This is a genomic window from Pseudoduganella namucuonensis (assembly GCF_900116645.1).
In the GTDB taxonomy this organism is placed as follows: domain Bacteria; phylum Pseudomonadota; class Gammaproteobacteria; order Burkholderiales; family Burkholderiaceae_D; genus Rugamonas; species Rugamonas namucuonensis.
The window spans coordinates 25,018-50,053 of record NZ_FPBO01000052.1; the positions used below are offsets into that span (position 1 = coordinate 25,018).

Genomic DNA, 25,036 nt, shown 5'->3' on the forward strand with positions numbered 1-25,036 from the left:
GCACCACGCCGTGAGCGGGAAATCGTAACAACGAACCCGGCCCGCCCATGGTTCAATACAATCGGGCAAGCATGGCTTCCGCCATCGGTGCGCCAGCGTACGGAGCGGGAGGGCGGCGCGGGGCAAGATGGGCGCTCACCCAATCAGGAGAGCGACATGACCAAACGCATCGGCAACAAGGACGAGGCCCAGCACCGCAGCAAGGCCGAGAAGGCGCGCACCCGCCGGTTCAACATCGCCATGGAGGCGGAGAAGCGGGCGCTGGCGCGGGCCAAGTACCGCAACGAGGTGAAGGGCCGCGGCGCGATACAGGCCGCCTGATACGGACGGCCTGATCCGGTCTTGCGCCTTGTGCGTGAATGCTACAATTCACGCACAAAACGCGCATCACCGGAGAAAGCATGACCACGCTCAGCGTAGACCGCCACGACCTCGCCTTGCTGGCAGAACTGCAGCGCGACGGCCGCGCCACCAACAGCGCCATCGGCGAAAAAATCCACATGTCCACCTCGCAGGTCAGCCGCCGCATCCAGCGGCTGGAAGAGGCGCGCGTGATCGACCACTACGCGGCCATGCTGGACCCGCTGGTGGTGGGCCTGGGGGTGATGGCCTTCATCCACGTGACGCTGGACCGCCACGGCAGCTCGTCGGCGGACACCTTCGAGCAGGCCATCAGCGACCTGCCGGAGGTGCTGGAATGCTTCTCGGTGACGGGCGAGGCGGACTACGTGGTGCGCGTGGTGTCGCACGACCTCGCCTCCTTCTCCGAATTCATGATGCACCACCTGCTGCGCATCCCGGGCGTGACCAACGTGAAGTCCAACATCTCCCTCAAGAAGGTCAAGCAGGTGACCGAGCTGCCGCTGGACCATATCGCCCAGCCGCGCCAGCCCAAGATGCGGGTGCATTTCTCCCAGTAGCGGCCGCCGTATTTAGCGGCCCCTGAATTTAACGCCGCTGTACACCGCGCTCTCGAACTCCACGAAGCTCGGGTAGGCCACGGCATCCTGGAAGGGCAGTATCTGCGTGGCCCAAAAGCCGCCGATGCCGGTCTGCCGGTCGATCCAGTAGAAGCAGTTGGCCAGCCCGGCCCACATCATCGCCCCCGCCGGACGGCCGGTCGGCGCCGTCTCTCGGTTGATCTGGAAACTGTACGACCAGCCCTTGTCCTGGCCGGCGAAGAACTCGCCGCTGTTGCTCAGGGACGGGATGCAAGTGGCCCAGCCGGCGCTTGACAGACCCATTTCCACCAGGCCGTCCTTGCCCATCAAGGCGATGGTTTCCGGTTTCAGCACCCGTCCGTTCGGCCCCATGCCGTCGTTCAGTATCATGCGGATAAACTTCATGTACTCCCCAACCGTGGCGTAAAGGCCCTGCCCGCCGCAATCCATCTCCGGCGGCTGCGGCAGGATCAGATCCGGCAGCGGCGTGAGCTGCCCATGCTCGCCGCGGTCGTGGATGGTGACGCGGCGATCCAGCATGGGCGGCGTCATCGCGAAGCCGATGTCGACCATGTCCAGCGGCGCGAACAGCCGCTCCCGCATGACCTCGCCGAGCCGCTTGCCGCGAATCTTCTCGACGACGCGGCCCAGCCAGTCGATGCCGACGCCATAGGTCCAGCCCTCGCCCGGGTCGTGCAGCAGCACCGAACGCATCGAGGCGAAAGTGCAGGACACCACGCTCGGCACGCTCTTCGCGGTCCGGTATCGCAGATCGGCGGTGCTGAAGCATTCGTACGCCATGCCGCTGGTGTGCAGGAACAGGTCGTTGACGGTGATTTTCCGTTTCGGTTCCCGGGTGAGCGGCTGGCCGGCGTCGTCGAAGCCCGTCAACACCCGCAAGTCGCCGATCTCCGGCAGGTAGCGGTCCACGGGATCGTCCAGCGACAGCAGTCCCTCCTCGATCAACTGCAGCGCGCAGGTCGCCGTCATCGCCTTGGTCGTGGAAAAGATCGCGAACACGGCGTCGACGCCCATGGGCGCCTCCGCATTGCCGAGTTCGCGCGTGCCGGCAGCCCCCTCGTAGAGGTTGCCGTCGCGGTCGGTGACCATGGCGACCACGCCGGGGATGCCGCCGCGGCGTTGGACGGATTGCCGCAGCAAGGCATCAAGCGCCTGCTGAAGTTGGGGTTGATTCATCGTTTGTCTCCTATGGCAAGCGGAATGGCCAGGCCCCCCGGTCGCGCCGCTTTTCCGCGCCGGGAAAAGCAGTCTAGGCGGCGCCCCAACGGCGGCTGATCGGAATCCGGCAAGGCGCTGTCGAATTCCGGCAACAAGTTCCCGCCATCGCCAGACAGGCGCCTGCCGGATCGCGACAGCCGCGACCGGACTTCATCCGCAAACTGCCCCGCAGGTCCGGCGGCGACAACGCCGCCGTGCCGCCGGCGGCGCCGCGTACCCAGTGGCGCGCCGGCTTCCCTATAACGAGCGCCATCGCGCCAAGGAGACCAACCATGCACCAGAACACCACCCGTGCCACGCGACCGGCCACCAGGCGGGCAGCCACCAGCCGGCTGTCCACCGGACGCCCCCCGACCAGGCGGCGGGCCATCACGCTCGGCGCCCTCGCCGCTCTCGGCGCCATCACCGCCTTCGCGGGTAGCGCCCATGGCGCCACCGTGGACGCCGGCGACTACACCCGCCTGCCCGACGGCACAAACCTCGCCGTCCTCTATTACCAGCATGTAGAGGGCAAGAGGCTGTACCGGCAGGGCGACCAACTCTCCGGCAACGCCAGGCTGACCGCCGAGGTCGGCATCCTGCGCGCCGTGCGCTTCGTCGATGTCGGGGACGTCACCGTCATCCCGCAATTCCTGCTGCCATTCGGAAGACTGCGCAGCGGCGGCGATCTGTCAGGCCTCTCCTCGGCCAACGGCATCGGCGACCTGATCTTCGCCCCCACGGTCCACCTGATGAAGGATCCCGAGCGGAAACGGGCCTTCGCCATCACGCCGTGGATCTACCTGCCCACCGGCCAGTACGACCGCGACAAGGCGCTCAACGCCTTCGGCGAGAACCGCTGGAAGCTGGACATGCAGGCCGGCTACATCACCCCGCTGTCCGACAAGTGGACGCTGGACCTGGTGGGCGACGTGGTCTGGTACGGCCGTAACAGCGACTTTGGCGGCACCGGCGCGACGATGCGGCAAGCCGTCTCCTACCAGGCCCAGGCCCACCTGCGCTACCACGTCGCCGCGGCCACCCACGTGGCCGGCATGCTCTCGCATGAATGGGGCGGCGAGACCAGGGTGGACGGCCTCGGCCAGGGCGACGACCAGCGACGGACCAAGGGCCTGCTCTCCATCGGCCACTTCGTCTCGCCCACAGTCCAGCTCCTCGGCTCCTATGGACGGGATTTCTCCGTCCGCACCGGGCTCAAGGAAGACCATCGGTTCAACCTGCGTCTCGTGAAAGTGTTTTAAGGCCGGCGGCGTCGGGCCGGCACCGCCCGACGCCCGGCATGGGCCGCCGATATGCGATGATGGGCGGCCGCCTTTCCATTGACGGCTTCAGGGGAAAAAATTGGACTTCTTGCAGAATGCTTTGCTCCGCGACGCCCAGGACCGGCCCATCGCTGACTACGAACTGATCAGATCCAAGGATTTCGACGAAATCCGCACCTGGTCCGACCAGGTGTACATGCCTTACAAGGCCGCGCCCAGCGGCGCCGTCCGGGAACCGGACGCGGTGCTGCACGCCGTTTCCATCGGCAGCATGATACTGAGCCGCTTCTCCTACGGCATCGCGATGCATTTGCGCGATTTTTCCATGGGCCCCGGCGTGGGCATGGCGGTGACCAGCGTGCGCGGCAACGCCCGCCACTGGATGGCCCCGGGCGCGTTCGCCGAAACGCCGGCCGGCCACACCTTCCTCGTCGACACAAGCCGAACCGACTACAGCGCGGACTTCGACCCCGCCCACCTGCAGGTGAACATCACCTTCCCCCACCAGTATCTGGAGGAACTCTTCGTGCGCTGGTACGGCGTGCCGGCGGAGGAGGAAATCTGGCGCCGCAAGGTGGCCTTCGGCGGGCCGAACTCGTCGTGGCTCGCGCTGCTGCACTACGTTTGCCGCTGTGTCGCCGAGACGCCCGATCTGGTCACCCGCGGCCCGCTCGGCAGCCACCTTGAGGAAATGCTGGGCATGCACATGCTGTCGGAGTGGACGCGGCGGAGCGGCGCCCGGGACGGCGACGCGGCGTCGCGAGCCGGTGTCGTTCCGCGTTGCGTGAAGATCGCCGAGGAATACATGCACAACCACGCGCGCGCATGCCCGACACTCTCACAGATAGCGGTCGCCGCCGGCGTCAGCGTTCGCACGCTGAGCAACTCCTTCAAGCACTTCCGCGGCTATACGCCGATGACTTTTCTGCGGGAGCAAAGGCTGCAAGGCGTGCGCAAGGCGCTCATGTCGGCGCCCCCCGGCTGTACGGTCGTCGCCATCGCCAACCTGTTCGGCTACTCCAGCCTTGGCGTCTTCGCCGCCGTCTATTTCAAACGCTTCGGCGAATATCCGTCGATGACATTGAACCGCTTGCGGACACATTGAGACGTGTGGCGAAGGCCACACGCCACCTTCGGCCTGAGGCTAGTTCACCGCCGCCAGCCAGCCCCGCGTGCCGTCGTCCAGCAGGCCCCGCACACGCAGCTGTTCGGCCGGGCTCAGCGACTGGCCCAAGGCCGGCGCGGCGCCGCCGAAATTGGCCATCGCCTGCACCAGCTGGCCGACGTTGGCGCTCAGGCCCGCGGCCGCTCCCGGAGTCGCTCCCGAAGCCCCGCCCGATCCCGCTCCCGCCCCTGCCCCGGCGCCCGCGAACCACACGTCCGCGGCCGCGTGCGTGCCGCCGTCCTCGGTCCGATAGCTCGACAGCAGCCCCACGATATTGCCGTTGCTGACGGTCTGCCCCTGTTCCGTCTCGAGCGACAGGCTGGCGATGCGCAGTTGCGGCAGTGTCCGCAGCTCGCCGGCCTGGCTGACGCCATCGCGGTTCCCGTCCGTCCACACCTGGAGCTGGCCGAAGGCGTCGTCCGCCGCGCTCAGCGCGCCGTCGCCGTTGCTGTCCAGTTCGGCCAGCGCCTGGTAGCCGTCGGACGCCTTGCCGCCGGCCGCCAGCGTGGTGCCCGAGCCGAACAGCTCCGCGCCGCTTTCGATGCGGCCGTCGCCGTCGCGGTCCAGCGCCAGCAGGCCGTCCGCGCCGCCCACCCAGCCGGTGGCGACGGCCGTGCCGCTGTCCAGCATGTCGAAGCGCACGCCGGCCTCCACGCCCACGGTGTCGATGCCGTTGCCGTCCAGGTCCAGCACCACCGGCGTGTAGAACGGCTGGGCGAAGGCGGCGATCTGCTGCGCCGTCAGCGCCAGCACCTGGCCGATGTGCAGCGCGCAGACCTGGGCGCTGGTCATCTGGCTGATCTGGTCCGGGGTCAGCGCGCGGATCTGCGCGGTCGAGAACGCGCGGATCACGGACGCGTTCAGCGCCGCCAGGTCGGCCGTCTCCAGCGCGGCCACCTGGCTGGCGGACCAGCCGGCGATCTGCGCCGAGCGCAACACGGCGAACTGGCCCGTGCCCATGGCCGCCAGCTGCGCCGTGCCCAGCGCCGCCAACTGGGCGCTGGACAGCGCGGCCACCGCCGCCACCTTGACCGCGCCGATGTCGGCCGTTTCCACGGCGGCCAGCGCGGCGGTGGACAGCGCGGCGAACTGCGCGGTGCTGAGCGCGCCGGCCTGCGCGGACGTCAGCGCCGCGATCTGCGCGGTTCGCAAGCCAAGCATCTGGGCCGTCTGCAGCGCCGCGATCTGGCGCGTGGTCAACGCCGCGACCTGCTCCGTGCCCAACGCGGCCAACTGGTTCGTGGTCAGCGCGGCGAGCGCCGCCTCCTTCATCCCCGCCACGGCGGCGGTGCCCAGGGCCGGCAGCGAACTGCCCGCCAGTACGGCGGCCTGAGCCGCGCTCAGCGCTCCCAGTTGGGCCGGCTGCAGCGCCGCCACTTGCGCGCTGCTCAAACCCGACGCCAGTTGCGCCGTGGTCAACGCGGCCATTTGCGCAGTGCTCAGCGCCGCCACCTGCCTTGGCGTCAGCGCCGCCAATTGCGCTATCGACCATGCCGCCACGGCGGCCGGTTTCAGCGCCGCCAGGTCCGCCGTTTCCAGCGCCGCCACGGCGGCCGTGCCCAGCGCGGTCACCTGCGGCGCGCTGAGCGCCGCCGCTTGCGCGATGCTCAGCGCCGCGACCTGCGCGGTGGACAGCCCGGCCATCTGCTCCGTGCGCAGGCCGGCCAGCGCCGCCGCCCGCAAGGCGGCGAACTGTCCGGTGTGCAAGCCTTGCAGCGAAGACACCGGCAACGCCGCCAGTTGCGGCGCGCCGAGGGCGGCCATCTGCGCCGTCCCCAGCCCGGTCAGGTGCGAGGCGCCCAACACAGCCATCTGGGCGGTTTGCAGGGCGCCCAGTTGCGACGGCGTCAGCGCCGCCAGGCCTCCGTTCGCCAGCATCGCCAACTGCGCGCTGGACAGGCCGGCGACGGTGGCGGGCCGCAGCGCCGCCAGATCCACCGTTTCCAGCGCGGCCAGGCCCTCGGCTCCCAACGCCAACGCCTGCACGCCGTTCAGCACGCCCGCCTGGGCGGTGGTCAGCGCCGCCAGTTGCTCCTCGCTGAGCGCATCGATCTGCGCGGTGCCCAGACCGGCGACGGCGGCCGGCTTCAACGCGGCGATGTGCTGCCCGCCCAGGCCGGCCAGGGCCTGGGTCGTCACCGCGCCCAGTTGCGCGGCCGACAGCGCGCCCAATTGCGCGCTGTCCAGCGCAGCCAACTGCTCGCCGCGCAGCGCGGACACGCTGGCGGTACGCAGCACGGACAGTTGCAGCGTTCCCAGCCCCGCCATCTGCGCGGTGGAAAGGCTGGCGATCTGCGCCGTCGTCAGCGCCGCGAACAGCGCCGGTTTCAAGCCCCGGATCGCGTCGGGGGCCAGCGCCAGCAACGCGCCGTCGCGCAGCGCCGTGAACTGCGGCGCGCTGAGCGCGGCCACCTGGCTCTCGCTCAGCGCGGCGATCTGGGCGGTGCCCAGGCCCGCCGCCAGTTGCGCCGTGGTCAAGGCCGCCACTTGGGCGGCGGTCAGCGCACGCGCGCCCGCCGTTCCCAGCGCGCCCAGCTGCGCCCCGGACAGTCCGGCCAGCGCGACGCTCCGCAGCGCGGCCAGGTCGGCCGATTCCAGCGCGGCGACCCCGGCGGTGCCCAGCGCCGCCACCTGGTGGCTGCCCAGCACCGCCGCCTGCGCGGTGGTGAGCGCCCCCAGTTGGGCCGTGGTCAGCGCGGCCACCTGCGCGGCGCGCAACGCGGCGATCAGGTTGGGTTTCAGTTGCGCGAACTGCGCCGCGGGCAGAATCGTCAGCAGGCTGATCGGCAAAGCGCCGAACTGGTCCGCCGTGAACGCGCCCAGTTGCGCGGCCGCCAGCGCGGCCAGTTGCGCCGAACTCAGCCCCTGGGTAAGTTGCGCCGTCGACAGCGCGGCGATCTGGGCCGAGCCCAGCTGCGCCAGCCGGTCGGCCGGGATGGCGGCGAACTGGCGCGTCGTCAGCGCGGCGAGCGTGGCGGGACGCAGCGCCGCTAGGTCGGCGGTTTCCAGCGCGGCGATCGCGGCGGTGTCCAGCGCCGCGAGCTGAACGCTGCCCAGCACGGCGGCCTGCGTGGTGGTCAGCGCCACGATCTGGGCCGTGCCCAGCGCGGCGACCTGCTCTGGACGCAGGCCGGCGATGGCGGCCGGGGTCAGTTGCGCGAACCGCGCCGTCGGCAACGCCGCCAGCGCCGCGGTGGACAAGGCGCCGAACTGGGCCGGGCTGAACGCGCCCAGCTGGGCGCTACCCAGCGCGGCCAACTGGTCCGCGCCCAAGCCGTACGCCAGTTGCGCCGTGGTCAGCGCGGCGAGCTGGGCGTTTGTCAGCGCGGCCAGCCGCGCCGGCGCCAGCGCCGCCAGCTGCCGCGTGCCCAGGCCGGCCAGGGCCGCCGCCCGCAGCGCGGCCAGGTCGGCGGTTTCCAGCGCCGCCAGTTGATCGTCGGCCAACGCCGCCAGTTGGGCGCTGCCCAGCGCGGCCGCCTGCGCCGTGCCCAGCGCCACGATTTGGGCCGTGCCCAGCGCCGCGATCTGCGCGCTGCCCAGCGCGGCGATGACGGAGGTTCTCAACTGCGCGAACTTGGCCGTCGTCAGTCCCGCCAGCATCGCGGCCGGCAAGGCGCCGAACTGCGCCGTGGTCAGCGCGGCAAGTTGCGCGCTGCCCAGCGCGGCGAACTGATCCGTGCCGAGGCCGTGCGCCAGTTGCGCCGTGGTCAGCGCGGCGAGCTGGGCGTTTGTCAGCGCGGCCAGCCGCGCCGGCGCCAGCGCCGCGAACTGCCGCGTGCCCAGGCCGGCCAGGGCCGCCGGTTGCAGGGCGGCCAGGTCGGCGATTTCCAGCGCCGCCAGTTGCTCCGCGCTCAGGGCCGCCAGTTGGGCGCTGCCCAGCGCGGCCGCCTGCGCCGCGGTCAGCGCCACGACCTGGGCCGTGCCCAGCGCGGCGACCTGCGCGCCGCGCAACGCGGCGATGACGGCGGGTTTCAGCTGCGCGAACTGGGCCGTCGTCAAGACGGCCAGTGCCGCTGCCGGCAAGGCGCCGAATTGCGCCGGGCTCAGCGTGGCCAATTGCGTGCTGAACAGCGCGGCGGACTGCGCCGTGTCCAGGCCCTGGGCCAGTTGCGCGGTCGTCAGCGCGGCGATCTGGGCGGCTCCCAGCAAGGCCAGGCGTCCGGGCGCGATGGCGGCAAGCTGGTTCGTCGTCAAGCCGGCCAGCGCGGCCGGCCGCAGCGCCAGCAAGTCGGCCGTCTCCAGGGCGGCGATGCCATCCGTGCCCAGCGCCGCCAATTGCGCGCCGTCCAGGGTGGCGGCCTGCGCGGCGGTCAGCGCCACCACCTGCGCCGTCGTCATCGCCGCCATCTGTGCCGTGCGCAGCGCGGCGATGGCGGACGTTTTCAGCCGCGCCAATTGCTGGGGGGACAGCGCCACCCACGCGGCCGTCGACAAGGCGCCCAACTGGGCCGGTGCCAGGAAGGCGAACTGCATACTGTTCAGCGCCAGCAGTTGCGCCGCGCCCAGCCCGTGAGCCAGTTGCGCGCTCGTCAGCGCGGCGATCTGGGCCGTACCCAGCTGCGCCACCCGTTCCGTCGCCATCGCGGCGATCTGCGCGGTCGTCAGGCCACCAATGGCGGCCGAACGCAGCGCCGCGAAATCGGCCGCCTCCATCGCCGCCAGCGCGGCGGCGCCGAGCGCCCCCGCCTGGGCGCCGGTCAGGGCCGCCGCCTGCGCCGTGTCCAGCGCCACCACCTGCGCCGTGCTCAGCGCGGCGACCTGCCACGTGCCAAGCGCGGCCACCACATTGGTCTTGAGCGCCGCCACCCCGTCGGTGCGCAAGCCGGCCAGCGCGGCGGTCGACAGCGCGACCGCCTGCGCCGTGCGTAGCGCGGCCACCTGCACTGTGCGCAGCGCGCCGATCTGGCCGCTCGTCAAGCCCTGCGCCAGCACCGACGTGCCCAACGCCGCAACCTGCTGCGGGGACAACTGGGCCACCTGGCTGGTGGTCAGCGCGGCGGCCTGGCTGGCCTGCAGCCCCGTCAGCGTCGCGGTCTTCAGCGCCGCCAGCCGCTCGGGCGACAAGGCGGCGACGGCCGCGTCCCGCAACGCGCCGAATTGCCGGCTGTTGAGCACATCGAGCTGGGCGTTCGTCAGGGCCGCGGCCTGTTCCGGCAGCAGGCCCTCTGCCAGTTGCGCGGTACTCAGTTGGGCGATCTGCGCCGTGCCCACCGCGAACAGACCGGCGGTCGGCAGCGCGCCGATTTGCGCGGCGGACAGCGCGCGGATGTGCGCCGTGTTCAGCGCGGCGCACTGACCGGTGGTGAAGGCCGCGATCTCACTGAGTGGCAGGGCCGCGACTTGGGCGGTGGAAAGGTTGGCGATAGCCTTGATGATCACTGCCACGTATCTTCCTGATAACTTTATTGAAGGTCATATTGTAAACAAGAAACAAAAATGTTGGCAAAAAAAAAGGCGGTCCCTCTCACGGACCGCCTCCCTCCTTATTTCCCAGCGCAATCCAGCGTCGCGGCGGCCGGCTCAGGCCGCCTTTGACACTATCATTTCGCAAGCAGCATCAGAATTCCTCCCACTCGCCATCGCCGGCCGGCGCATTGACGGTCTTCTTGGCGGCGGCGGGCGCCTGGCGCGCCTTCGGCTGGGGCGGACGCACCACCAGCGCCGACACCGGCGCGCTGGTGGCCGCCGGACGGGCCGCGCGGGCCGGCGCGGCGCTGGCGTAACCGGCGCCCAGCTTGAACGCGCTGACCACGGCGGCCAGGCCGGCCGCCTCGTTCTGCATGGCCTGCGACGCGGCGGCGGTCTGCTCCACCAGCGCGGCGTTCTGCTGCGTGCTCTGGTCCATCTGCGCGATGGCCTGGTGCACCTGCGCGATGCCGGCGTTCTGCTCCTCGGTCGCGGCGCTGATCTCGGCCACGATGTCGGTCACCTGCTTGATGCTGGCCACCACCTGGTCCATGGTCATGCCGGCCTGCTCCACCAGCTTGGTGCCCGAACCGACCTTCTCCACCGAGTCGCCGATCAGCACCTTGATCTCCTTGGCCGCCGCCGCCGAGCGCTGCGCCAGGTTGCGCACCTCGGTCGCCACGACCGCGAAGCCGCGGCCCTGCTCGCCCGCGCGGGCCGCTTCCACGGCCGCGTTCAGCGCCAGGATGTTGGTCTGGAAGGCGATGCCGTCGATGACGGAAATGATGTCCACGATCTTGCGCGACGATTCGTTGATCGAACCCATGGTGTGGATCACCTGCTCGACCACGCTGCCGCCCTGGATCGCCACTTCGGACGCCGAGCGCGCCAGCTGGTTGGCCTGGCGCGCGTTGTCCGAGTTCTGGCTGACGGTGGAGGTCAGTTCCTCCATGCTGGAGGCGGTCTCCTCCAGCGCCGCGGCCTGTTCGGAGGTGCGCGACGACAGGTCGCCGGTGCCGGCCGCGATCTGCTGCGAGGCCGAGCTGACCGAGTCGGCCGACGAGCGGGCCGCGCCGATGGCGCCGGCGATGTCGGTCAGCAGCTTGTTGAAGGCGACGGCGGTGTGGCCGATCTCGTCCATGCGCTCGATCTGCACCTGCTTGGTCAGGTCCAGCGACTGGCTCACGTCCTCCAGCGTGCCGCGGATGTTGCTCAGGCTGCCGCTGATGCTGCGGAACAGCTGGTAGCCCAGCGCGGCGGTCACGGCCACGGCCAGCACCACCACGCCCACCAGCAGGCGCATGGCGGAGTCGTAGGCCGCCACGGAGGCGACGCGCACTTCCTCGATCAGCTTGTTGTTGTACTCGATGTGGTCGTCCAGGCCCTTTTTCAGGGCGGCGGCGGACAGCGCCAGCGGCGTGCCGGCCAGCAGCGTGCCGCGGATGGCGTCCATGTCGCCGGCGTGCGAGGCGGCCAGGAACGGCACCAGCGCGGCGCGGTAGGCGGCCATGTTGGCCTTGTCCTGCTCCAGCATCTTGCGGTCGGTGTCGTCGTAGATGCGCTCCTTCTCGTAGTTCGCGATCACCTCGTCGAACTTCGCGTGCGCGTCGTTGTAGGCCTTGTCCAGCGCGGTCTTGTCCGGCAGGTTGGAGAACACGGACAGGCGGTAGCCCGCCAGGCGGCTGTCGCCCAGGGCGCCCTTGGCGGCGTTCAGGCCGTGGATGCTGGGGATCAGACGGGATTGCACGGTCTCGAAGCGCTGCTGCGAGCTCTTCAGTTGTATCAGCCCGTTCGCGCCAACGAACATCAGCGCCAGCAACGCCACGGCGAGCGTCAACATCAAGCGTTTGGTAATAGTCATGGAGGTTGATTCTTTTTTGATAGTTAATCGATTTGGCGACGGACGGCACACCCCGCCCTGGTTCCTCTGCGAGTATCGCGGAATGGCATTCTTATCGCAAGGGCGGGGGGCTTTATTTTGAGAAATATCAAGGCGTGAATGTCGCATCGATGCTAATCCGTCGCGCCGCACGGCGCTCAGAGCAGCGCGCCCAGCTCCACCTGTATCTTCAGCATCGCGGGCAGGCAGCGCTCCACCATCTGCCCGGCCGAGATGCGGCCCGCGTGCACGCTGATGTTCATCGCCGCCACCGTCTCGCCGCGGAAATTGCGCAGGGGGACGGCGATGGTGCGCAGGCCCAGCTCCAGTTCCTGGTCCACCAGCGCGTAGCCCTGCTCGCCCGCGCGCGCGATCTCCAGCGCCAGCCGCTCCTTGTTGACGATGGTGTGCGAGGTGATCTGTTCCGGCTCCGCGCGGGCCAGAAAATTATCCACTTTCGCGCGCGGCAGGCTGGCCAGCAGGATGCGGCCGTTCGCCGTGCAATAGGCCGGCACCCGCGTGCCCGGCTGCAGCGTGGTGGACACCAGCCGCCCCGCGCTCACCGCCGCCACGCACACCAGCTGGTCGTCGTCGAGCACGCCGCAGGACGCGGCCTCCTCCAGCGAATACGCCAGCCGGTACAGCAAGGGCTGCACGATGCGCGGCAAGCGCGCCGAATGCAGGTAGGATTGGCCCAGGCGCAGCACGGCCGGCGTCAGCGAGAACTGCTTGTTTTCATGGCGCATATAACCCAGGTGGGTCAGCGTGATCAGGTAGCGCCGCGCGGCCGCGCGCGTGAGGCCGGTGCGCTCGGCCACCTCGGCGATGGTCAGCCGCGAGCGCTCCTGGTCGAAGGCCTCGATGACTTGCAGGCCCTTTTCCAGGCCGGCGATCAGGTCGCGGGGGTGCGGTTCGGGTTCCAGTTGGTCCATTTTCGCGGAAAATTGGTGATTTGTGCGAGTATCGCACAAATTGGGCGCATAGCGGATATCGCACGCGTTTCTCGTCTTGTCCGGTCCGGCGCGCCTGCCTAGTATGGGGACACCCGATAGGCAACCGCGCGCCAAGCGCACAAGGAGACCGCGTTGAACTTTGACATCATCGAGCCCGGCATCTACCCGGAGCTGATCTACCCGCCCTACAAATCGACCGTGAAGCGCGGCCCGACCCGGCCGGCGCTGCGCCTGGACGCGCGCGCGCCGGTGACGGGCAACATCGCCGCCACGCCATCGCTGATCCTGCCGCACGACATGGACCTGACCGCGCAGGGCGACGCCGCGCCGCTGGGCGAAAAAATAGTCGTCACGGGCCGCGTGCTCGACGAGGACGGCAAGCCCGTGCGCAACTCGCTGCTGGAGATCTGGCAGTGCAACGCCGCCGGCCGCTACCGCCACAAGAAGGACCAGCACGACGCGCCGCTGGACCCGAACTTCAACGGCTGGGGCAAGATGCTGACCGACGACGACGGCCGCTACCGCTTCGTCACCATCAAGCCCGGCCCCTACCCCTGGGGCAACCACGACAAGGCCTGGCGTCCCGCCCACATCCACTTCTCCCTGTTCGGCAACGTGTACGCGCAGCGCCTGGTCACGCAGATGTACTTCCCCAGCGACCCGCTGTTCGACTACGATCCCATCTTCCAGAGCATCCCGGACCTGGCCGCGCGCCAGCGCCTGGTCTCCCGTTTCAGCCTGGAGCAGACCGTCAGCGACCAGATGCTGGGCTACGAATTCGATATCGTCCTGCGCGGACGCAACGCCACCCCGATGGGCCTTTGAGGAGCACGACCATGAGCATCACCACATCGCAAACCATCGGCCCGTTCTCGCACGAGGCCTGGGACTGGGCCGTTCAGGCCAGCGCGCCGGCCACGCTGGAGAGCAGCGCCGCCACCGTCATCGTGCAAGGCGTGATCCGCGACGGCGACGGCGTTCCGATCAACGACGCCATGATCGAGGCCTGGCTGCCGCAGGGCGCGGCCAACGAGGCGCAGCAGGCCATACCCGGCTTCCGCCGCGCGCCCAGCGATGAACAGGGCCGCTTCGCGTTCCGCCTGTCCATCCCCGCCGCGCCCACGCCGGGCGAGCCGGCCGCCTGGGTCACCGTGTTCGCCCGCGGCCTGGTCAAGCACCAGTTCACCGCCATCTTCCTGGAGGACGGCGCCGGCGTGGACGGTTCCGCCGTCCTGGCCCAGGTGCCGGCCGAGCGCCGCGGCACACTGATCGCCCGCAAGCAGGCCGACGGCGGCTACGCCTGGGACATCGCCATGCAGGGCGCGAGCGAAACCGTGTTCTTCGACTACACCTGAGGAGCCGCCGTGAGCGTGTCCATTTTCGACAGTTTCCTCACCACGCCGGACATGATAGCCGTGTTCGACGACCAGGCCATCGTCCAGGGCATGTTCCGCTTCGAGGAAGCGCTGGCGCGCTCGCAGGCGGCCGAGGGCCTGATCCCGGAGGCGGCGGCGCGCGCCATCGCCTCCGTCTGCAACGCGCAGCTGTACGACATCCCCGCCCTCATCGTCGCCGGGCGGCGCGCCGGCAGCCTGGCCATCCCGCTGGTGAAGGAACTCACCCGCACCGTGGCGCTATACGACAAGGACAGCGCCACCCACGTGCACTGGGGCAGCACCAGCCAGGACGTGATCGACACGGCCATGGTCCTGGCGACGAGGGAAGCCATGCGGTTGCTGGACACCGGCCTCGAATCGCTGGCCGCGCAGCTGCTGGAGCTGGCCTCGCGGCACCTGGACACGCCGGTGCTGGCGCGCACGCTGATGCAGCCCGCGCAGGTCACCAGCTTCGGCTTCAAGCTCGCCGGCTGGGCCGCGCCGCTGGTCCGCGCCCGCGCGCGCCTGCGGGAGGCCGGCGCCCGCGCGCTGCAGCTGCAGCTGGGCGGCGCGGTCGGCACGCTGGCGGTCATGGGCGGGCAAGGCCAGGCCGTCGCCCAGCGCATGGCCGGCCAGCTCGGCCTGCGCGCGCCGGACGCCGCCTGGCACACCCAGCGCGACGAATGGGTGCGGCTGGGGATGGAGGTCGCCGTGCTGACCGGTAGCCTGGGCAAGCTCGCCACGGACCTGAGCCTGATGGCGCAAGGCGAGATCGGCGAACTGGCCGAGCCCTCGGGCGGCGGCCGCGGCGGCTCGTCCGCCATGCCGCACAAGCGCAACCCCGTGTCGGCGATGATCGCGCTGGCCGCCGCCACGCGCGCGCCGCAGCACGGCGCCACGCTGCTCGCGGCCATGGGCCAGCAGCACGAGCGCGGCCTGGGCAACTGGCAGGCCGAACTCGCCGCGTGGCCGCAGCTGTTCCTGTCCGCGCACGGCGCGCTGCACGCCCTGAACGAGGCGTTCGGCGGCCTGCACATCGACAGCGCCCGCATGCTGCGCAACATCGACGCCCTGCACGGCCTGGTGTTCGCCGAGGCGGCCAGCATCCACCTCGCCGCCGCCATCGGCCGTCCGGCCGCGCACGAGCTGCTCGAAACGCTGACGCGGGAAGCCGCGCAATCGGAGCGCGATCTCGCCGGCCTGCTGCAAGAGGCGGTCTCCGCCGACAAACAGCTCGCCGCCAGGATCGACCTGGACGAACTGGCCGCGCTGTTCGCCCCCGTGCAAGCCGCGGCCCCCGCGCGCAGGCTGGCGCAGGAGCAACTACCAGCGCTGCGCCGCGCGCTGGCGTCCTGACTCCCCACGGTTGACGCCGCTTACGATTGTTAAGGAAATGACATGAGCTTCGATCCCCTCGATCACGATTACGAACGCGGCATGGGCAACCGCCGCGCCGTCCTGGGCGACGCCTGGGTCGACCGTTCGGTGGCCAACGCCACCAGCTTCAACGCCGAATTCCAGAACATGATCACGCGCTTCGCGTGGAACGAGATCTGGGGCCGCCCCGGCCTGGAACGCAAGACCCGCCGCGCCATCGTGCTCGCGATCACCATCGCGCTGGGCCGCTGGGAGGAATACGAACTGCACGTGCGCGCCGCCCTGCTGGGCGAGGCCGGCGACAAGCTGACGCCGGACGAACTGAAGGAAGTGCTGATGCAGTCCGCCATCTACGCCGGCGTCCCCGCCGCCAACACCGCGTTCGCGCACGCACAGCAGATCCTGCGCGAAGTCGGCCCGCAAATCGGCTACGCGCTCGAACCGCTGGCGCCCTCCTCCACCCCGCATCCGGGCATCGGCCGCGAGGGACGCACCGCCAGCAAGCCCGCGCTGCACTACAGCGTGCGCGAACCACGCGGCGGCGGCGCGCGCCAGACCATCGTGCTGAGCCACGCGCTCGGCTGCGACCTCACCATGTGGGACGGTCTCGCCAACCTGCTGTCCGCCGACTGCCGCGTGATCGCCTACGACCACCGCGGCCATGGCAGTTCGGACGCGCCCGCAGGCCCGTACGGCATCGCCGACCTGGCCGACGACGCCGCGCGCATGCTGGAGGAACTGGGCATCGGCCCGGTGGTGTGGATAGGCTTGTCGATGGGCGGCATGGTGGGCCAGGAACTGGCGCTGCGCCATCCGTCGCTGGTGAAGGCGCTGGTGATCGCCAACTCCACCTCGGGCTATCCGGACGAGGCCCGCGCGCAATGGCGCCAGCGCATCGTGACTGTGACCGAAGGCGGCATCGAAGCCATCGCCGACGCGGTGATGGGACGCTATTTCCACGAAGGCTACCGCGCCACCAGCGCGGCGACGGTCGCCCGCTTCCGCCAGCGCCTGACGACGACCGACCGCGAAGGCTACCTGGGATGCTGCGCCGCCGTCGGCGCGATGGACACCACCGCGCGCCTGGGCGGCATCGCCGCGCCCACGCTGGTGATCGCCGGGGAGCTGGACCAGGGCACGCCGCTGGCCATGTCGCAAACCATGGCCGACGCCATCCCCGGCGCCAAACTGTCCGTGCTGGCCGACGCCTCCCACCTCAGCGCCATCGAGCAGCCCACCGCGTTCGCGCGGGCGGTGCGGCAGTTCCTCGCACTCGTCTGAACCAATCCCCGGGCCGAGCACCGGTCGGGGGAGTGATGTAGGCGTCCTACTGCCGCCGGAACTGCTTGCGGTACGCCGCCGGCGAAACCGAAAACGCGGCCGTGAAATGCTGGCGCAGCGACACAGTGGAGCCGAATCCCACCATTTCCGCGATGCGGTCGACCGCGTTGTCGCTGGTCTCCAAGAGGCGCTGCGCGGCCGCCAGCCGGTAGTTCACCAGCCAGGTCGTCACCGTGGTTCCGGTCTTCATCTTGAAGCGGCGCGTGAAATTGCGGCGGCTCATGGCCGAGCGCGACGCCAGCATATCCACGCTCAGTGGCTGATCCAGATGCTCGATGGCCCAATCCAAGGTCACGCTGAGCGGGTCGCCGCCATGCGTCTTGGGCAAAGGCTGCTCGATGTATTGCGCCTGTCCGCCATGCCGCACCGGCGCCACCACCATGCGGCGTGCGACGCGGCTCGCCACCTCGGCGCCGTGGTCGCTGCGCAGCAGATGCAGGCAGCAGTCGATGGCCGCCGCCGTGCCGGCCGAGGTCACGATATTGCCCTCATCCACATACAAGACCTTGGGGTCTAGCTTGACCTCGCGATATTTGCGCGCGAAGTCGTCGGCCCAGACCCAGTGCGTGGACGCGGTGCGGCCGTCCAGCAGGCCCGCCTCCGCCAGCACGAACGCGCCCAGGCACAAGCCGACCACCCGCGCCCCGCGCGCGTGCGCGGTGCGCAAGGCATGCAACAAGGCCTCGGATGGGCGCTCCTCGGGATCGGGCCAGGCCGGAACGATCACCGTGTCCGCCCGTTCCAGCATCGACAGGTTGTGCTCCACCACGATGCCGAAGCCCGACATGGTGGCGATCTGGCCGGGGCGCTCACCGCATATCAGCAGCTCGTAGCGCGGAACGCCCAGCCTCGACAGGTCGTCGCCGAACACCATGCAAGGGACGGAAAGATGGAAGGGACTGATGCCCTCGAAGGCGATCACCGCGACGGTATGGCTGGAACTCAACATGGCCCGATCCTAGCACATCTTGTCTTTCGGGACACTTCCGTCTCCGCCCGCCACGCCCGATACTGGCGCCTGTTTCCGCTACTTATTTCACAACCGGGCAACGAGGAGAACACGATGAGCCACCCCACCATCCGCACCATCGCCGGCGCCGACGCGCCGCAATCGATAGACGCCGCCAGCACCGCCCTGCTGGTGATCGACTTCCAGAACGAATACTTCAGCGGCAAGATGCCCATCCCGGACGGCATGCGCGCCCTGCGCAACGCCCAGCGCCTGGTCGCCCACGCCGACCGGACCGGCCTCCCGGTGTTCCACGTCCAGCACCTGGCGCCTCCCGGCGGCCCGGTCTTCGCGGAAGGCAGCGACGCGGCCGAGTTCCACAGCGAGCTGCAACCGGCGCCGCGCCACACGGTCGTGAAGAAATCGGAGGTCAGCGCGTTCAGGGGCACCGATCTCGACGCGCTTCTAAAGGCCGCCGGCGTGAAAACGGTGCTCATCGCGGGCCTGATGACCCACGCCTGCGTCAGCGGCGCCGCCCGCGACGCCGTGCCCCTGGGTTACGCGGCGATCGTCTTGGAGGACGCCTGCGCCACGCGCGACCTGGACACCGCGGATGGCGTCCTGCCGCACGCCACGCTGCACCGCGCCGCCCTCGCCACCATCGACGACACCTTCGGCGACATCATGAAGACCGGGCGGCTGCTGGAGCTGCCCGTGGTCTGATACCTCAGGAACCCAGCTCGTTCATCGGCGTGCGGTACGTCTCCTTCGCCGACGCCACGGAGATCGCGGAGATGACGCTGGTGGCCGTCACGAACGCGGCCACCGGCATCCAGCCCGTCGGTCCCGGCTGCAGGATGGCGGCGCTGATGGTGGGCGCGAAGCCGCCCAGCGCGAAGCCGATCTGCGTGCCGATCGCCATGCCGGACAGGCGGACGCGGGTGTCGAACATCTCGCCGTACATCGCCGGCCACACGCCGTTCGCGGCGCTGTAGACCACGCCCGACAGCAGCAAGCCGAAGGTGAAGATCAGCGGCACACTGCCGGTGCCGATCGCCCACATGTAGGGCCACACCAGCGCGGCCGAGCCCAGCGCGCCGAAGATGAACACCGGCTTGCGCCCGACCCGGTCCGACAACGCCGCGAACAGCGGGATGGCGGCCAGCGCGATCACGTTCGCCAGGATCAGCACCGTCAGCATGGTGGAGCGCGGAATGTGGACGGTGTTGACGGCGTAGGACAGCGTGAACACGCTGAAGATGGTGCTCACCACCGACACCAGCGCCGCGAAGATCACGCGCAGCAGGTTGGCCTTGTGCTCCGTGAACAGCTGCACGATGGGCATGCGCTCGGGCTTGCCGGCGGTCTCCTCCTGGAAGGCCGGGGTCTCGGGCAGCGTGCGGCGCACCCACATGCCCACCGCGACCACGATGGCGCTCAGGTAGAAGGGTATGCGCCAGCCCCAGGCCAGCAGGTCCGCCTCCGGCAGCGCGGACAGCGGCAGGAACACCAGCGTGGCCAGGATCAGGCCCGCCTGCGTGCCGCTCAGCGTGAAGCTGGTGAAGAAGGCGCGGCGGTGCGGCGGCGCGTGCTCCAGCGTCATCGAGTTGGCGCCGGCCTGCTCGCCGGCGGCGGACACGCCCTGCAGCATGCGCAGGATGACCAGCATGATCGGGGCGGCGATGCCGACCTGGCCGTAGGTGGGCAGCAGCCCGACCAGGAAGGTGGACACGCCCATCAGCAGCAGCGTGAAGGTGAGCACCTTCTTGCGACCGTACTTGTCGCCGATGTGTCCCAGCATGACGGCGCCCAGCGGACGGGTGACGTAGGCCACGCCGAAGGTGGCGAAGGCGGCGACGTTGGCGACCGCCGGGTCGAAGGCGGGGAAGAATATCTTCCCGAACACCAGCGCGGCGGCGGTGCCGTAGATGAAGAAGTCGTAGTATTCGACGGCGCTGCCGATCCAACTGGCGAACGCGGCCTTGCGCGGCGAGCGCTTGACGGCCGCCGGCTCGGCGCCGGCCGGGGCGGTATGGCTGGTGTCCATCGCCTGTGTCTTGCGGATTGTAGTAGTTGTTGTCATGTCGTCCTCCAAAGTTATAACAGAAAATCGCCCGGAAATCAGAAGCGGTGCAGGATGCCGAGCTGCAGCCCGGCGAGGCGCTGGCCGTTGACGTCCGCGTTGGCGAGATTGGCCGATGGCGCGGCCGAACCGCTGAAGCGGAAGCCGGCGTTGGCCTGGTTCTTCATCACGCTGGCGAAGCCGTAGAGCAGCGTGCGTTTGGAAAGGTCGTAATAGGCGCCGGCGTTGGCGCTGCGCGCGCCGGCCTCGCCGCCCGTCGTGTCGCGCACGCCGCCCAGCATGGCCCCCACCTTCAGCGCGGGGCTGACGCGGTAGTCGGCCGAGAACTCCCAAAGGTTGTAATAGCGGCCCGCGTTCAGGTCCGTGCCGGCGAAGTGGTTGTTCGGGCTTCCCACGAGGCTCAGGATGGCCCCGGTGTTGCGGCCGTTGCCGTTGGCCGTGGAGTTGTTGGAACGGCCGGCCGCGAGGTAGACGGTGCCGGGGCCGTACTTGTAGTTCAGGTAGAGGTTGTGGTAGTGGATGCGCTCGCGCACCGTGGCCGTGGCCGCGTTCGGGCTGGCCACCAGGCCGGCGTAGCCGGCGCGCCACGGGCCGGACTGGTAGTCCAGCGCCAGCTGCCAGATGCCCTTGTTGGACGTGGCGGCGGTGTTTTCGGGCAGCGCGTAGTGCAGGTCCATCTGCAGTCCGGCCACGCGGGGCGATTTCCAGGACAGGTCGTTGTCGTAGCGCGACGGCACGCCGAAGGTGTTGAAGATGGAGCCGAAGGTGGTGCGTTCGGTGTAGTCGATGGCGCCGCCTATATAGAACACCTGCGTGTTCTGCCGGCCCATGCGGAATTCGCCCACCGGCGTGTTCAGGCCTATCCAGGCCTGGCGGTCGAACAGGCGGCTGCCGTCGGCGGCCGCGCCGGTGTCGGCCCCTATGCCCTGCTCCAGCGTGAACTTCAACTGGTAGCCCTGGCCCAGCTCCTCGGTGCCGCGCACGCCCAGGCGGCTGCGCAGGATGGCGCCGTCGTTCAGCCCCGTGATGTCGTTGCCGGTGCCGCTGCGGATATAGCCTATGTATTCGTCGATGGTGCCGTACAGCGTGACGTTGTTCTGGGCGTGGGCGAAGGACGCGGCGGACCATGCGGCCGCCAGCAGGCAGGCCGCGCTTACTTGTTTGTTCATTGTTTTGTCTCGGTGGTTGTAATATTTTTATGGGTGCTTCGATGCCTGGAACCGTCCCTCCGGGGTCAGGCGGGGGCGATCATCTCCGCCAGGCCGGCGATGGCCATGGCGTAGCCCCGCACGCCGAAGCCGAGCAGCACGCCCGCCGCCACCGGCGAGATGTGGGATTGGTGGCGGAACGCCTCCCGGGCATGCGTGTTCGAGATGTGCAGCTCGACCACCCTTACCTGCGCCCCCTTGATCGCGTCGTGCAGCGCCACCGAGGTGTGCGTGTACGCGCCGGCGTTCAGCACCACGCCGGCCAGCGTACCCGCCGCCTGCGCGGCGCCCGCCTCGTGGATGGCGTCGATCAGCGCGCCCTCGTGGTTGGACTGGCGGAAGTCCAGCCGCAGCCCGTGCGCCTCGCACGCCGCGTCGCACAGCTGGCGGACATCGTCCAGCGTCTGCGCGCCGTACACGCCGGGCTCGCGCTGGCCCAGCAGGTTCAAGTTCGGGCCGTTCAGCACCAGTACCGTTTTCATCGCTGATTTCATCGACTCCCCCTCAAGCCATGACCGGATGGCCGGCCGTCGCCTGCAGCACGGTCAGGCTGCGGCGCAGCACCTGGTCCGTCACCCACTTGGCGGAGCGGTGCGCGCGCCGCGCCACCACCTCCGGCGTGAACTGCAGATAGTCGTCGTTGAAGACCTCGAAGCTGAAATCGCCCCGGTAGCCATTGCGCTCCAGGCGGCGCAGCATGTCCGACAGCTCCTTGGCGTGCATGCCCTCGCCGGGGAACACGCGCAGGTGGCGTGCCGTCTCCAGCCGCTCCTCCGCGCTGCGCAGCTCGCGCCACATGTAGTCGGACAGCTGCACCAGCGCGATCTTGTGCGCGGGGATGTCGTCCAGTTCCTCGAAGGTGGCCTGGTTGGCCAGCATGTGGAAGGAGTCCAGCACCACGCCGAGGTTCGCGTGGCCGGCCCGGTCCACCGCTTCCCACGATTGCTGGTACTGGTTCACATGGCGGCCCCAGGACAGCGCCTCGTAGCCCACCTTCACGCCCAACGGCAACGCCAGCGTGGCCAGCTTGGCCAGGTCGCGCGCGATGTGGGCGAGGTCGCCGCTCGCGTGGCTGGAGGTGCTGGAGCACACCATCAGCAGCGGCGCGCCAACCGCCTTGCAGACCATCAGCATCTGCTTGGCGATATCGAGCTTGTAGTCGTGCAGCGCGCCGCCCAGGCCCTCGTAGTCGCGCATCACCTGGATGCCCGTGACCCGCACGCCGCTGGCGCGCACCACCCGCACCGCCTCGTCCAGGCCGCCCGGATGCGCGGCCAGGTCCTTCGCCCACAGCATCAATTGCGAGAAGCCGGACGCCTTCGATGCGCGCAGCTTGGCTTCCAGCGGCCCCGCCAGGGTGACGCTGTCCATGCCGAAGTTGGAGAGATTCACAGGGCCCCCATGTCGCGGAAAGCGTCCGACGACACGCCGGGCCAGCCGAAGCGCTCCAGGTACAGGGGCGCCTGCTCGATCAGCATCTCCTTGCCCTTCTGGATTCGGCAACCACGCGCCCGCGCCTCCACCAGCAGCTTCGTCATTTCTATCTTCATGCCGCAGTCGGCCACCACGCACTCGGGCGACACGCCGCGCAGGTCGATCGGCATCGGATCGTCCTCGTGCATGCCCAGCGGCGTGCAGTTGACCACCAGGTCGTAGCCCTCGGCCACCGGCCGGCCCAGGCCCACCCGGCACGCCGGGAAGGCCGCCCGCAGGCGCGCCGCCAGCGCCTCCGCCTGGGCGGCGCGGGTATCGCAGATATCCACCGCGGCGATGCCGCGCGCGGCCAGCGCCTCGGCCACCGCGCAGCCCACGCCGCCGCTGCCGACCACCAGGGCCTTCGCCCCGGCCCAGCCGAAAGGCGCGCCGGCCAGCGTGCGGTCGAAGGCCCGCACAAAGCCCTCGCCGTCGATCAGGTCGCCGACGATGGCGCCGTCCGCGCCCTTGTAGATGGCGTTGCAGGAACCGGCCAGCAGCGCGCGGCCGCTGGGCTCATCCACCGCGTCCACGCTCATGGGCTTGTGCGGAATGGAGACGAAAATCCCGCCCACGTTCTCGATCGCCATCAGGGTCCGCACCACGCCGATATAGTTCTCCGGCGGCACCTTGAACGGCACCACGCGGGCGTCGATGCCGTTGCGCTGGAAGTAGGCGTTGAACAGCGTGGGCGCCTTGACCTGCTCGACCGGCCAGCCGATCACGGCGAAAATGCGCGTCGTGCCCGTAATCTCAAGCATGCTGGCCTCCCGGGGTGCTGACGACCAGTTCGAAACTGACGCCGCCCTTGTATAGTTGGGTGAGCGCGCCCTTCTCGCTCGACTGCGCGGCTTCCCTGTCGACGAAGACAATGCCGCGCTGTTTCAGCTCGCGCACCGCGCCCAGCACGTCCGGCGCGCCGAAGCCCACGCGGATCAGCTGTTCTTCCCATTGCAGGCCGCCGGCGCCGGCGGGCGGTTCCACCAGCTGCAAATAGAAGCCGTGGCAGGGGCTTTCCAGCAACATGCCCTTGGGGACCACGCCGAAATAGCGCCCCTCCGGCAGCGGACGGAAGTCCATCAGTTGCTGGTAGAAGTCCACCCACTCGGCGGTGCGTCCCTCGCCGATCGCCTGCACCACGCCGAAGAAGTGCATGCCCGCCAGCGCCGGGGGCTGGGACGGCGCGTGCGGAATCGGCTTGAAATCCACGTCGTAGATGGAGAAATCGCGGAAGCGGTCCACGAAATACAGGATGGAGTCGCCGGCGCCATGCACGCCGGGGATGTTCAGCTCCATCACGCCGGCGCGGGTCTGGATCGCCCACGCCCCCATGGCGATGGCGTGGCGGTAGGCCGCGTCCGCGTCGCGCACCCGCAGCGCGATGGCGCTGATCACGGTCGATTGCGGCGCGTCGCCGGCCTGCGGCAGCGCGCGCGGATCGGCGTTGACGATCACGTTCATCGCGCCCTGCCGGTACAGCGTCACCTCGCGGGAACGGTGGCGCGCGGTGGCGGCGAAGCCCATCCGCTCCAGCAGCGCGCCCAGCGCCAGCGGCTGCGACGTGGCGTACTCCACAAACTCGATGCCGTCTATGCCCAGCGGGTTGTGCGGCGTTTCGTTGATATCCATTTCATCCTCCTGCTCAAATCGTGGAGGAAGTATAGAAAGCGCGGCAGCGCAAAAATAGCCGTCAAAACCGGCTATACTGCGCTTATCGCCCAGCTTGCGCGATTAGCGCACAGAATTCACTGAAAAACCCGATGAAAAAGCCCCAACTGATGAACGTGCAGGTCGCCGAACGCGACCTGATCGACGGCTTGGTCACCGGCATCAACGTGATCACCGCCTTCAATGAAGACAGCGCCCGCCTCACCGCCACCGAGCTGGCGGAAAAGGTGGGCATCAGCCGCAGCGCCGCGCGGCGCTACCTGCTCACGCTGGTGCACACCGGCATGGCGGCGACGGACGGGCGCATCTTCTGGCTCACGCCCAAGGTGCTGACCCTGGGCCGCTCCTACCTGGACTCGGCCCGCCTGCCACGCGCCATCGTGCCCTACCTGCAAAAGCTCACGGCGGAGCTGCAGGAGTCCACCAACTACTCGGTGCTGGAGGGGGACGACGTGGTCTACGTGAGCCGGGTGAACGCGCCGCGCGTGCTCACCACCGGTTTCGAGCCGGGCACCCGCCTGCCCGCCTACGCGTCCACGGCGGGACGGGTGCTGCTGTCCGGCCTGCCGGACGAGGAGCTGGACGCCTACCTGGAACGGCTGGAGCTGATCGCCTACACCCACCTCACCATCACGGACAAGGCCCAGCTGCGGCGCGAACTGGCGGCGATCCGCGAATCCGGCTTCGCCGTCACCGAGAACCAGTACGAGATCGGC

General features: G+C 69.5%; 21 protein-coding genes. 10 read left to right on the plus strand and 11 right to left on the minus strand.

The features are described from left to right. The first annotated feature begins 156 nt into the window (after window positions 1-156). Window positions 157-321, plus strand: coding sequence for a hypothetical protein (locus BM436_RS37355; protein ID WP_177307717.1), 165 nt, complete (start codon window positions 157-159; stop codon window positions 319-321). 80 nt (window positions 322-401) lie between these two features. Further along, the gene (locus tag BM436_RS32945; protein ID WP_093560877.1) at window positions 402-920 is read left to right on the plus strand and encodes an Lrp/AsnC family transcriptional regulator; all 519 of its coding nucleotides are present in this window, start codon (window positions 402-404) and stop codon (window positions 918-920) included. Window positions 921-932: 12 nt separating this feature from the next. Here the strand turns inward: BM436_RS32945 and BM436_RS32950 are convergent, their stop codons facing one another. Beyond that, window positions 933-2,138: a serine hydrolase domain-containing protein gene (locus BM436_RS32950; RefSeq protein WP_093560836.1), complete on the minus strand. Its 1,206-nt coding sequence runs from the start codon at window positions 2,136-2,138 to the stop codon at window positions 933-935. A gap of 314 nt (window positions 2,139-2,452) precedes the next feature. Between BM436_RS32950 and BM436_RS32955 the strand changes: the two genes are divergently transcribed. Both BM436_RS32955 and BM436_RS32960 read left to right on the plus strand, forming a co-directional pair. Then, window positions 2,453-3,421 carry a transporter gene (locus BM436_RS32955; RefSeq protein ID WP_093560838.1) on the plus strand — a complete coding sequence of 323 codons (969 nt, stop codon included), beginning with the start codon at window positions 2,453-2,455 and terminating at the stop codon, window positions 3,419-3,421. Window positions 3,422-3,521: 100 nt separating this feature from the next. Further along, a complete protein-coding gene (locus BM436_RS32960) occupies window positions 3,522-4,547 on the plus strand; it encodes an AraC family transcriptional regulator (RefSeq protein ID WP_229490967.1) in 1,026 nt (341 codons plus the stop codon). Window positions 4,548-4,586: 39 nt separating this feature from the next. Here the strand turns inward: BM436_RS32960 and BM436_RS32965 are convergent, their stop codons facing one another. The 3 genes from BM436_RS32965 to BM436_RS32975 form a co-directional block, all read right to left on the minus strand. Then, window positions 4,587-9,992 carry a beta strand repeat-containing protein gene (locus BM436_RS32965; RefSeq protein ID WP_143133416.1) on the minus strand — a complete coding sequence of 1,802 codons (5,406 nt, stop codon included), beginning with the start codon at window positions 9,990-9,992 and terminating at the stop codon, window positions 4,587-4,589. Window positions 9,993-10,164: 172 nt separating this feature from the next. Continuing rightward, entirely contained in the window at window positions 10,165-11,874 is a 1,710-nt protein-coding gene (locus BM436_RS32970; RefSeq protein ID WP_093560842.1) for a methyl-accepting chemotaxis protein, read from the minus strand. Between the two features lie 176 nt (window positions 11,875-12,050). Next, window positions 12,051-12,824: an IclR family transcriptional regulator domain-containing protein gene (locus tag BM436_RS32975; protein ID WP_093560844.1), complete on the minus strand. Its 774-nt coding sequence runs from the start codon at window positions 12,822-12,824 to the stop codon at window positions 12,051-12,053. Between the two features lie 153 nt (window positions 12,825-12,977). Here BM436_RS32975 and pcaH point away from each other — a divergent pair, with 153 nt between their 5' ends. The 4 genes from pcaH to pcaCD are packed head-to-tail and all read left to right on the plus strand — an operon-like array spanning window position 12,978 to window position 16,879. Beyond that, a complete protein-coding gene (gene pcaH / locus BM436_RS32980; RefSeq protein WP_093560846.1) occupies window positions 12,978-13,670 on the plus strand; it encodes a protocatechuate 3,4-dioxygenase subunit beta in 693 nt (230 codons plus the stop codon). Between the two features lie 11 nt (window positions 13,671-13,681). Further along, window positions 13,682-14,200 carry a peptidase associated/transthyretin-like domain-containing protein gene (locus BM436_RS32985; RefSeq protein WP_093560848.1) on the plus strand — a complete coding sequence of 173 codons (519 nt, stop codon included), beginning with the start codon at window positions 13,682-13,684 and terminating at the stop codon, window positions 14,198-14,200. A 9-nt stretch (window positions 14,201-14,209) separates the two neighbouring features. Next, entirely contained in the window at window positions 14,210-15,577 is a 1,368-nt protein-coding gene (pcaB, locus tag BM436_RS32990; RefSeq protein ID WP_093560850.1) for a 3-carboxy-cis,cis-muconate cycloisomerase, read from the plus strand. Between the two features lie 42 nt (window positions 15,578-15,619). Then, a complete protein-coding gene (gene pcaCD / locus BM436_RS32995) occupies window positions 15,620-16,879 on the plus strand; it encodes a bifunctional 4-carboxymuconolactone decarboxylase/3-oxoadipate enol-lactonase PcaCD (RefSeq protein WP_093560852.1) in 1,260 nt (419 codons plus the stop codon). A gap of 46 nt (window positions 16,880-16,925) precedes the next feature. Here pcaCD and BM436_RS33000 read toward each other — a convergent pair whose 3' ends face one another. Further along, window positions 16,926-17,888, minus strand: a complete 963-nt coding sequence (locus tag BM436_RS33000) for a GlxA family transcriptional regulator (RefSeq protein ID WP_093560854.1) — start codon at window positions 17,886-17,888, stop codon at window positions 16,926-16,928. Between the two features lie 114 nt (window positions 17,889-18,002). Between BM436_RS33000 and BM436_RS33005 the strand changes: the two genes are divergently transcribed. Next, a complete protein-coding gene (locus BM436_RS33005) occupies window positions 18,003-18,611 on the plus strand; it encodes a cysteine hydrolase family protein (protein ID WP_093560856.1) in 609 nt (202 codons plus the stop codon). Window positions 18,612-18,615: 4 nt separating this feature from the next. Here the strand turns inward: BM436_RS33005 and BM436_RS33010 are convergent, their stop codons facing one another. The 6 genes from BM436_RS33010 to BM436_RS33035 all read right to left on the minus strand — a co-directional run bounded on the left by BM436_RS33010 (window position 18,616) and on the right by BM436_RS33035 (window position 24,281). Beyond that, window positions 18,616-19,971 carry an MFS transporter gene (locus BM436_RS33010; RefSeq protein ID WP_093560858.1) on the minus strand — a complete coding sequence of 452 codons (1,356 nt, stop codon included), beginning with the start codon at window positions 19,969-19,971 and terminating at the stop codon, window positions 18,616-18,618. Window positions 19,972-20,009: 38 nt separating this feature from the next. Then, a complete protein-coding gene (locus BM436_RS33015; RefSeq protein WP_093560860.1) occupies window positions 20,010-21,140 on the minus strand; it encodes a porin in 1,131 nt (376 codons plus the stop codon). 65 nt (window positions 21,141-21,205) lie between these two features. Next, window positions 21,206-21,661 (minus strand): type II 3-dehydroquinate dehydratase, encoded by a 456-nt coding sequence (gene aroQ, locus BM436_RS33020; RefSeq protein WP_093560862.1) that lies wholly within the window; start codon window positions 21,659-21,661, stop codon window positions 21,206-21,208. A gap of 22 nt (window positions 21,662-21,683) precedes the next feature. Further along, window positions 21,684-22,571 carry a sugar phosphate isomerase/epimerase family protein gene (locus BM436_RS33025; protein WP_093560864.1) on the minus strand — a complete coding sequence of 296 codons (888 nt, stop codon included), beginning with the start codon at window positions 22,569-22,571 and terminating at the stop codon, window positions 21,684-21,686. Then, window positions 22,568-23,413 carry a shikimate dehydrogenase family protein gene (locus BM436_RS33030; protein WP_093560866.1) on the minus strand — a complete coding sequence of 282 codons (846 nt, stop codon included), beginning with the start codon at window positions 23,411-23,413 and terminating at the stop codon, window positions 22,568-22,570. Before BM436_RS33030 ends, BM436_RS33025 begins: the two co-directional genes overlap by 4 nt. After that, a complete protein-coding gene (locus BM436_RS33035; protein WP_093560868.1) occupies window positions 23,406-24,281 on the minus strand; it encodes a 4-hydroxyphenylpyruvate dioxygenase in 876 nt (291 codons plus the stop codon). The genes BM436_RS33030 and BM436_RS33035 overlap by 8 nt, the downstream gene beginning before the upstream one ends. Window positions 24,282-24,412: 131 nt before the next feature. Between BM436_RS33035 and BM436_RS33040 the strand changes: the two genes are divergently transcribed. After that, the coding region (locus tag BM436_RS33040) for an IclR family transcriptional regulator domain-containing protein (RefSeq protein WP_093560870.1) at window positions 24,413-25,036 on the plus strand (624 nt) is incomplete at its 3' end.

Coding starts and splice junctions, on each gene's coding strand:
- BM436_RS37355 (WP_177307717.1), top strand. CDS start 157: ATGACCAAACGCATCGGCAACAAGGACGAGGCCCAGCACCGCAGCAAG.
- BM436_RS32945 (WP_093560877.1), top strand. CDS start 402: ATGACCACGCTCAGCGTAGACCGCCACGACCTCGCCTTGCTGGCAGAA.
- BM436_RS32950 (WP_093560836.1), bottom strand. CDS start 2,138: ATGAATCAACCCCAACTTCAGCAGGCGCTTGATGCCTTGCTGCGGCAA.
- BM436_RS32955 (WP_093560838.1), top strand. CDS start 2,453: ATGCACCAGAACACCACCCGTGCCACGCGACCGGCCACCAGGCGGGCA.
- BM436_RS32970 (WP_093560842.1), bottom strand. CDS start 11,874: ATGACTATTACCAAACGCTTGATGTTGACGCTCGCCGTGGCGTTGCTG.
- BM436_RS32975 (WP_093560844.1), bottom strand. CDS start 12,824: ATGGACCAACTGGAACCCGAACCGCACCCCCGCGACCTGATCGCCGGC.
- BM436_RS32985 (WP_093560848.1), top strand. CDS start 13,682: ATGAGCATCACCACATCGCAAACCATCGGCCCGTTCTCGCACGAGGCC.
- pcaCD (WP_093560852.1), top strand. CDS start 15,620: ATGAGCTTCGATCCCCTCGATCACGATTACGAACGCGGCATGGGCAAC.
- BM436_RS33000 (WP_093560854.1), bottom strand. CDS start 17,888: ATGTTGAGTTCCAGCCATACCGTCGCGGTGATCGCCTTCGAGGGCATC.
- BM436_RS33005 (WP_093560856.1), top strand. CDS start 18,003: ATGAGCCACCCCACCATCCGCACCATCGCCGGCGCCGACGCGCCGCAA.
- BM436_RS33010 (WP_093560858.1), bottom strand. CDS start 19,971: ATGACAACAACTACTACAATCCGCAAGACACAGGCGATGGACACCAGC.
- BM436_RS33015 (WP_093560860.1), bottom strand. CDS start 21,140: ATGAACAAACAAGTAAGCGCGGCCTGCCTGCTGGCGGCCGCATGGTCC.
- aroQ (WP_093560862.1), bottom strand. CDS start 21,661: ATGAAAACGGTACTGGTGCTGAACGGCCCGAACTTGAACCTGCTGGGC.
- BM436_RS33030 (WP_093560866.1), bottom strand. CDS start 23,413: ATGCTTGAGATTACGGGCACGACGCGCATTTTCGCCGTGATCGGCTGG.
- BM436_RS33035 (WP_093560868.1), bottom strand. CDS start 24,281: ATGGATATCAACGAAACGCCGCACAACCCGCTGGGCATAGACGGCATC.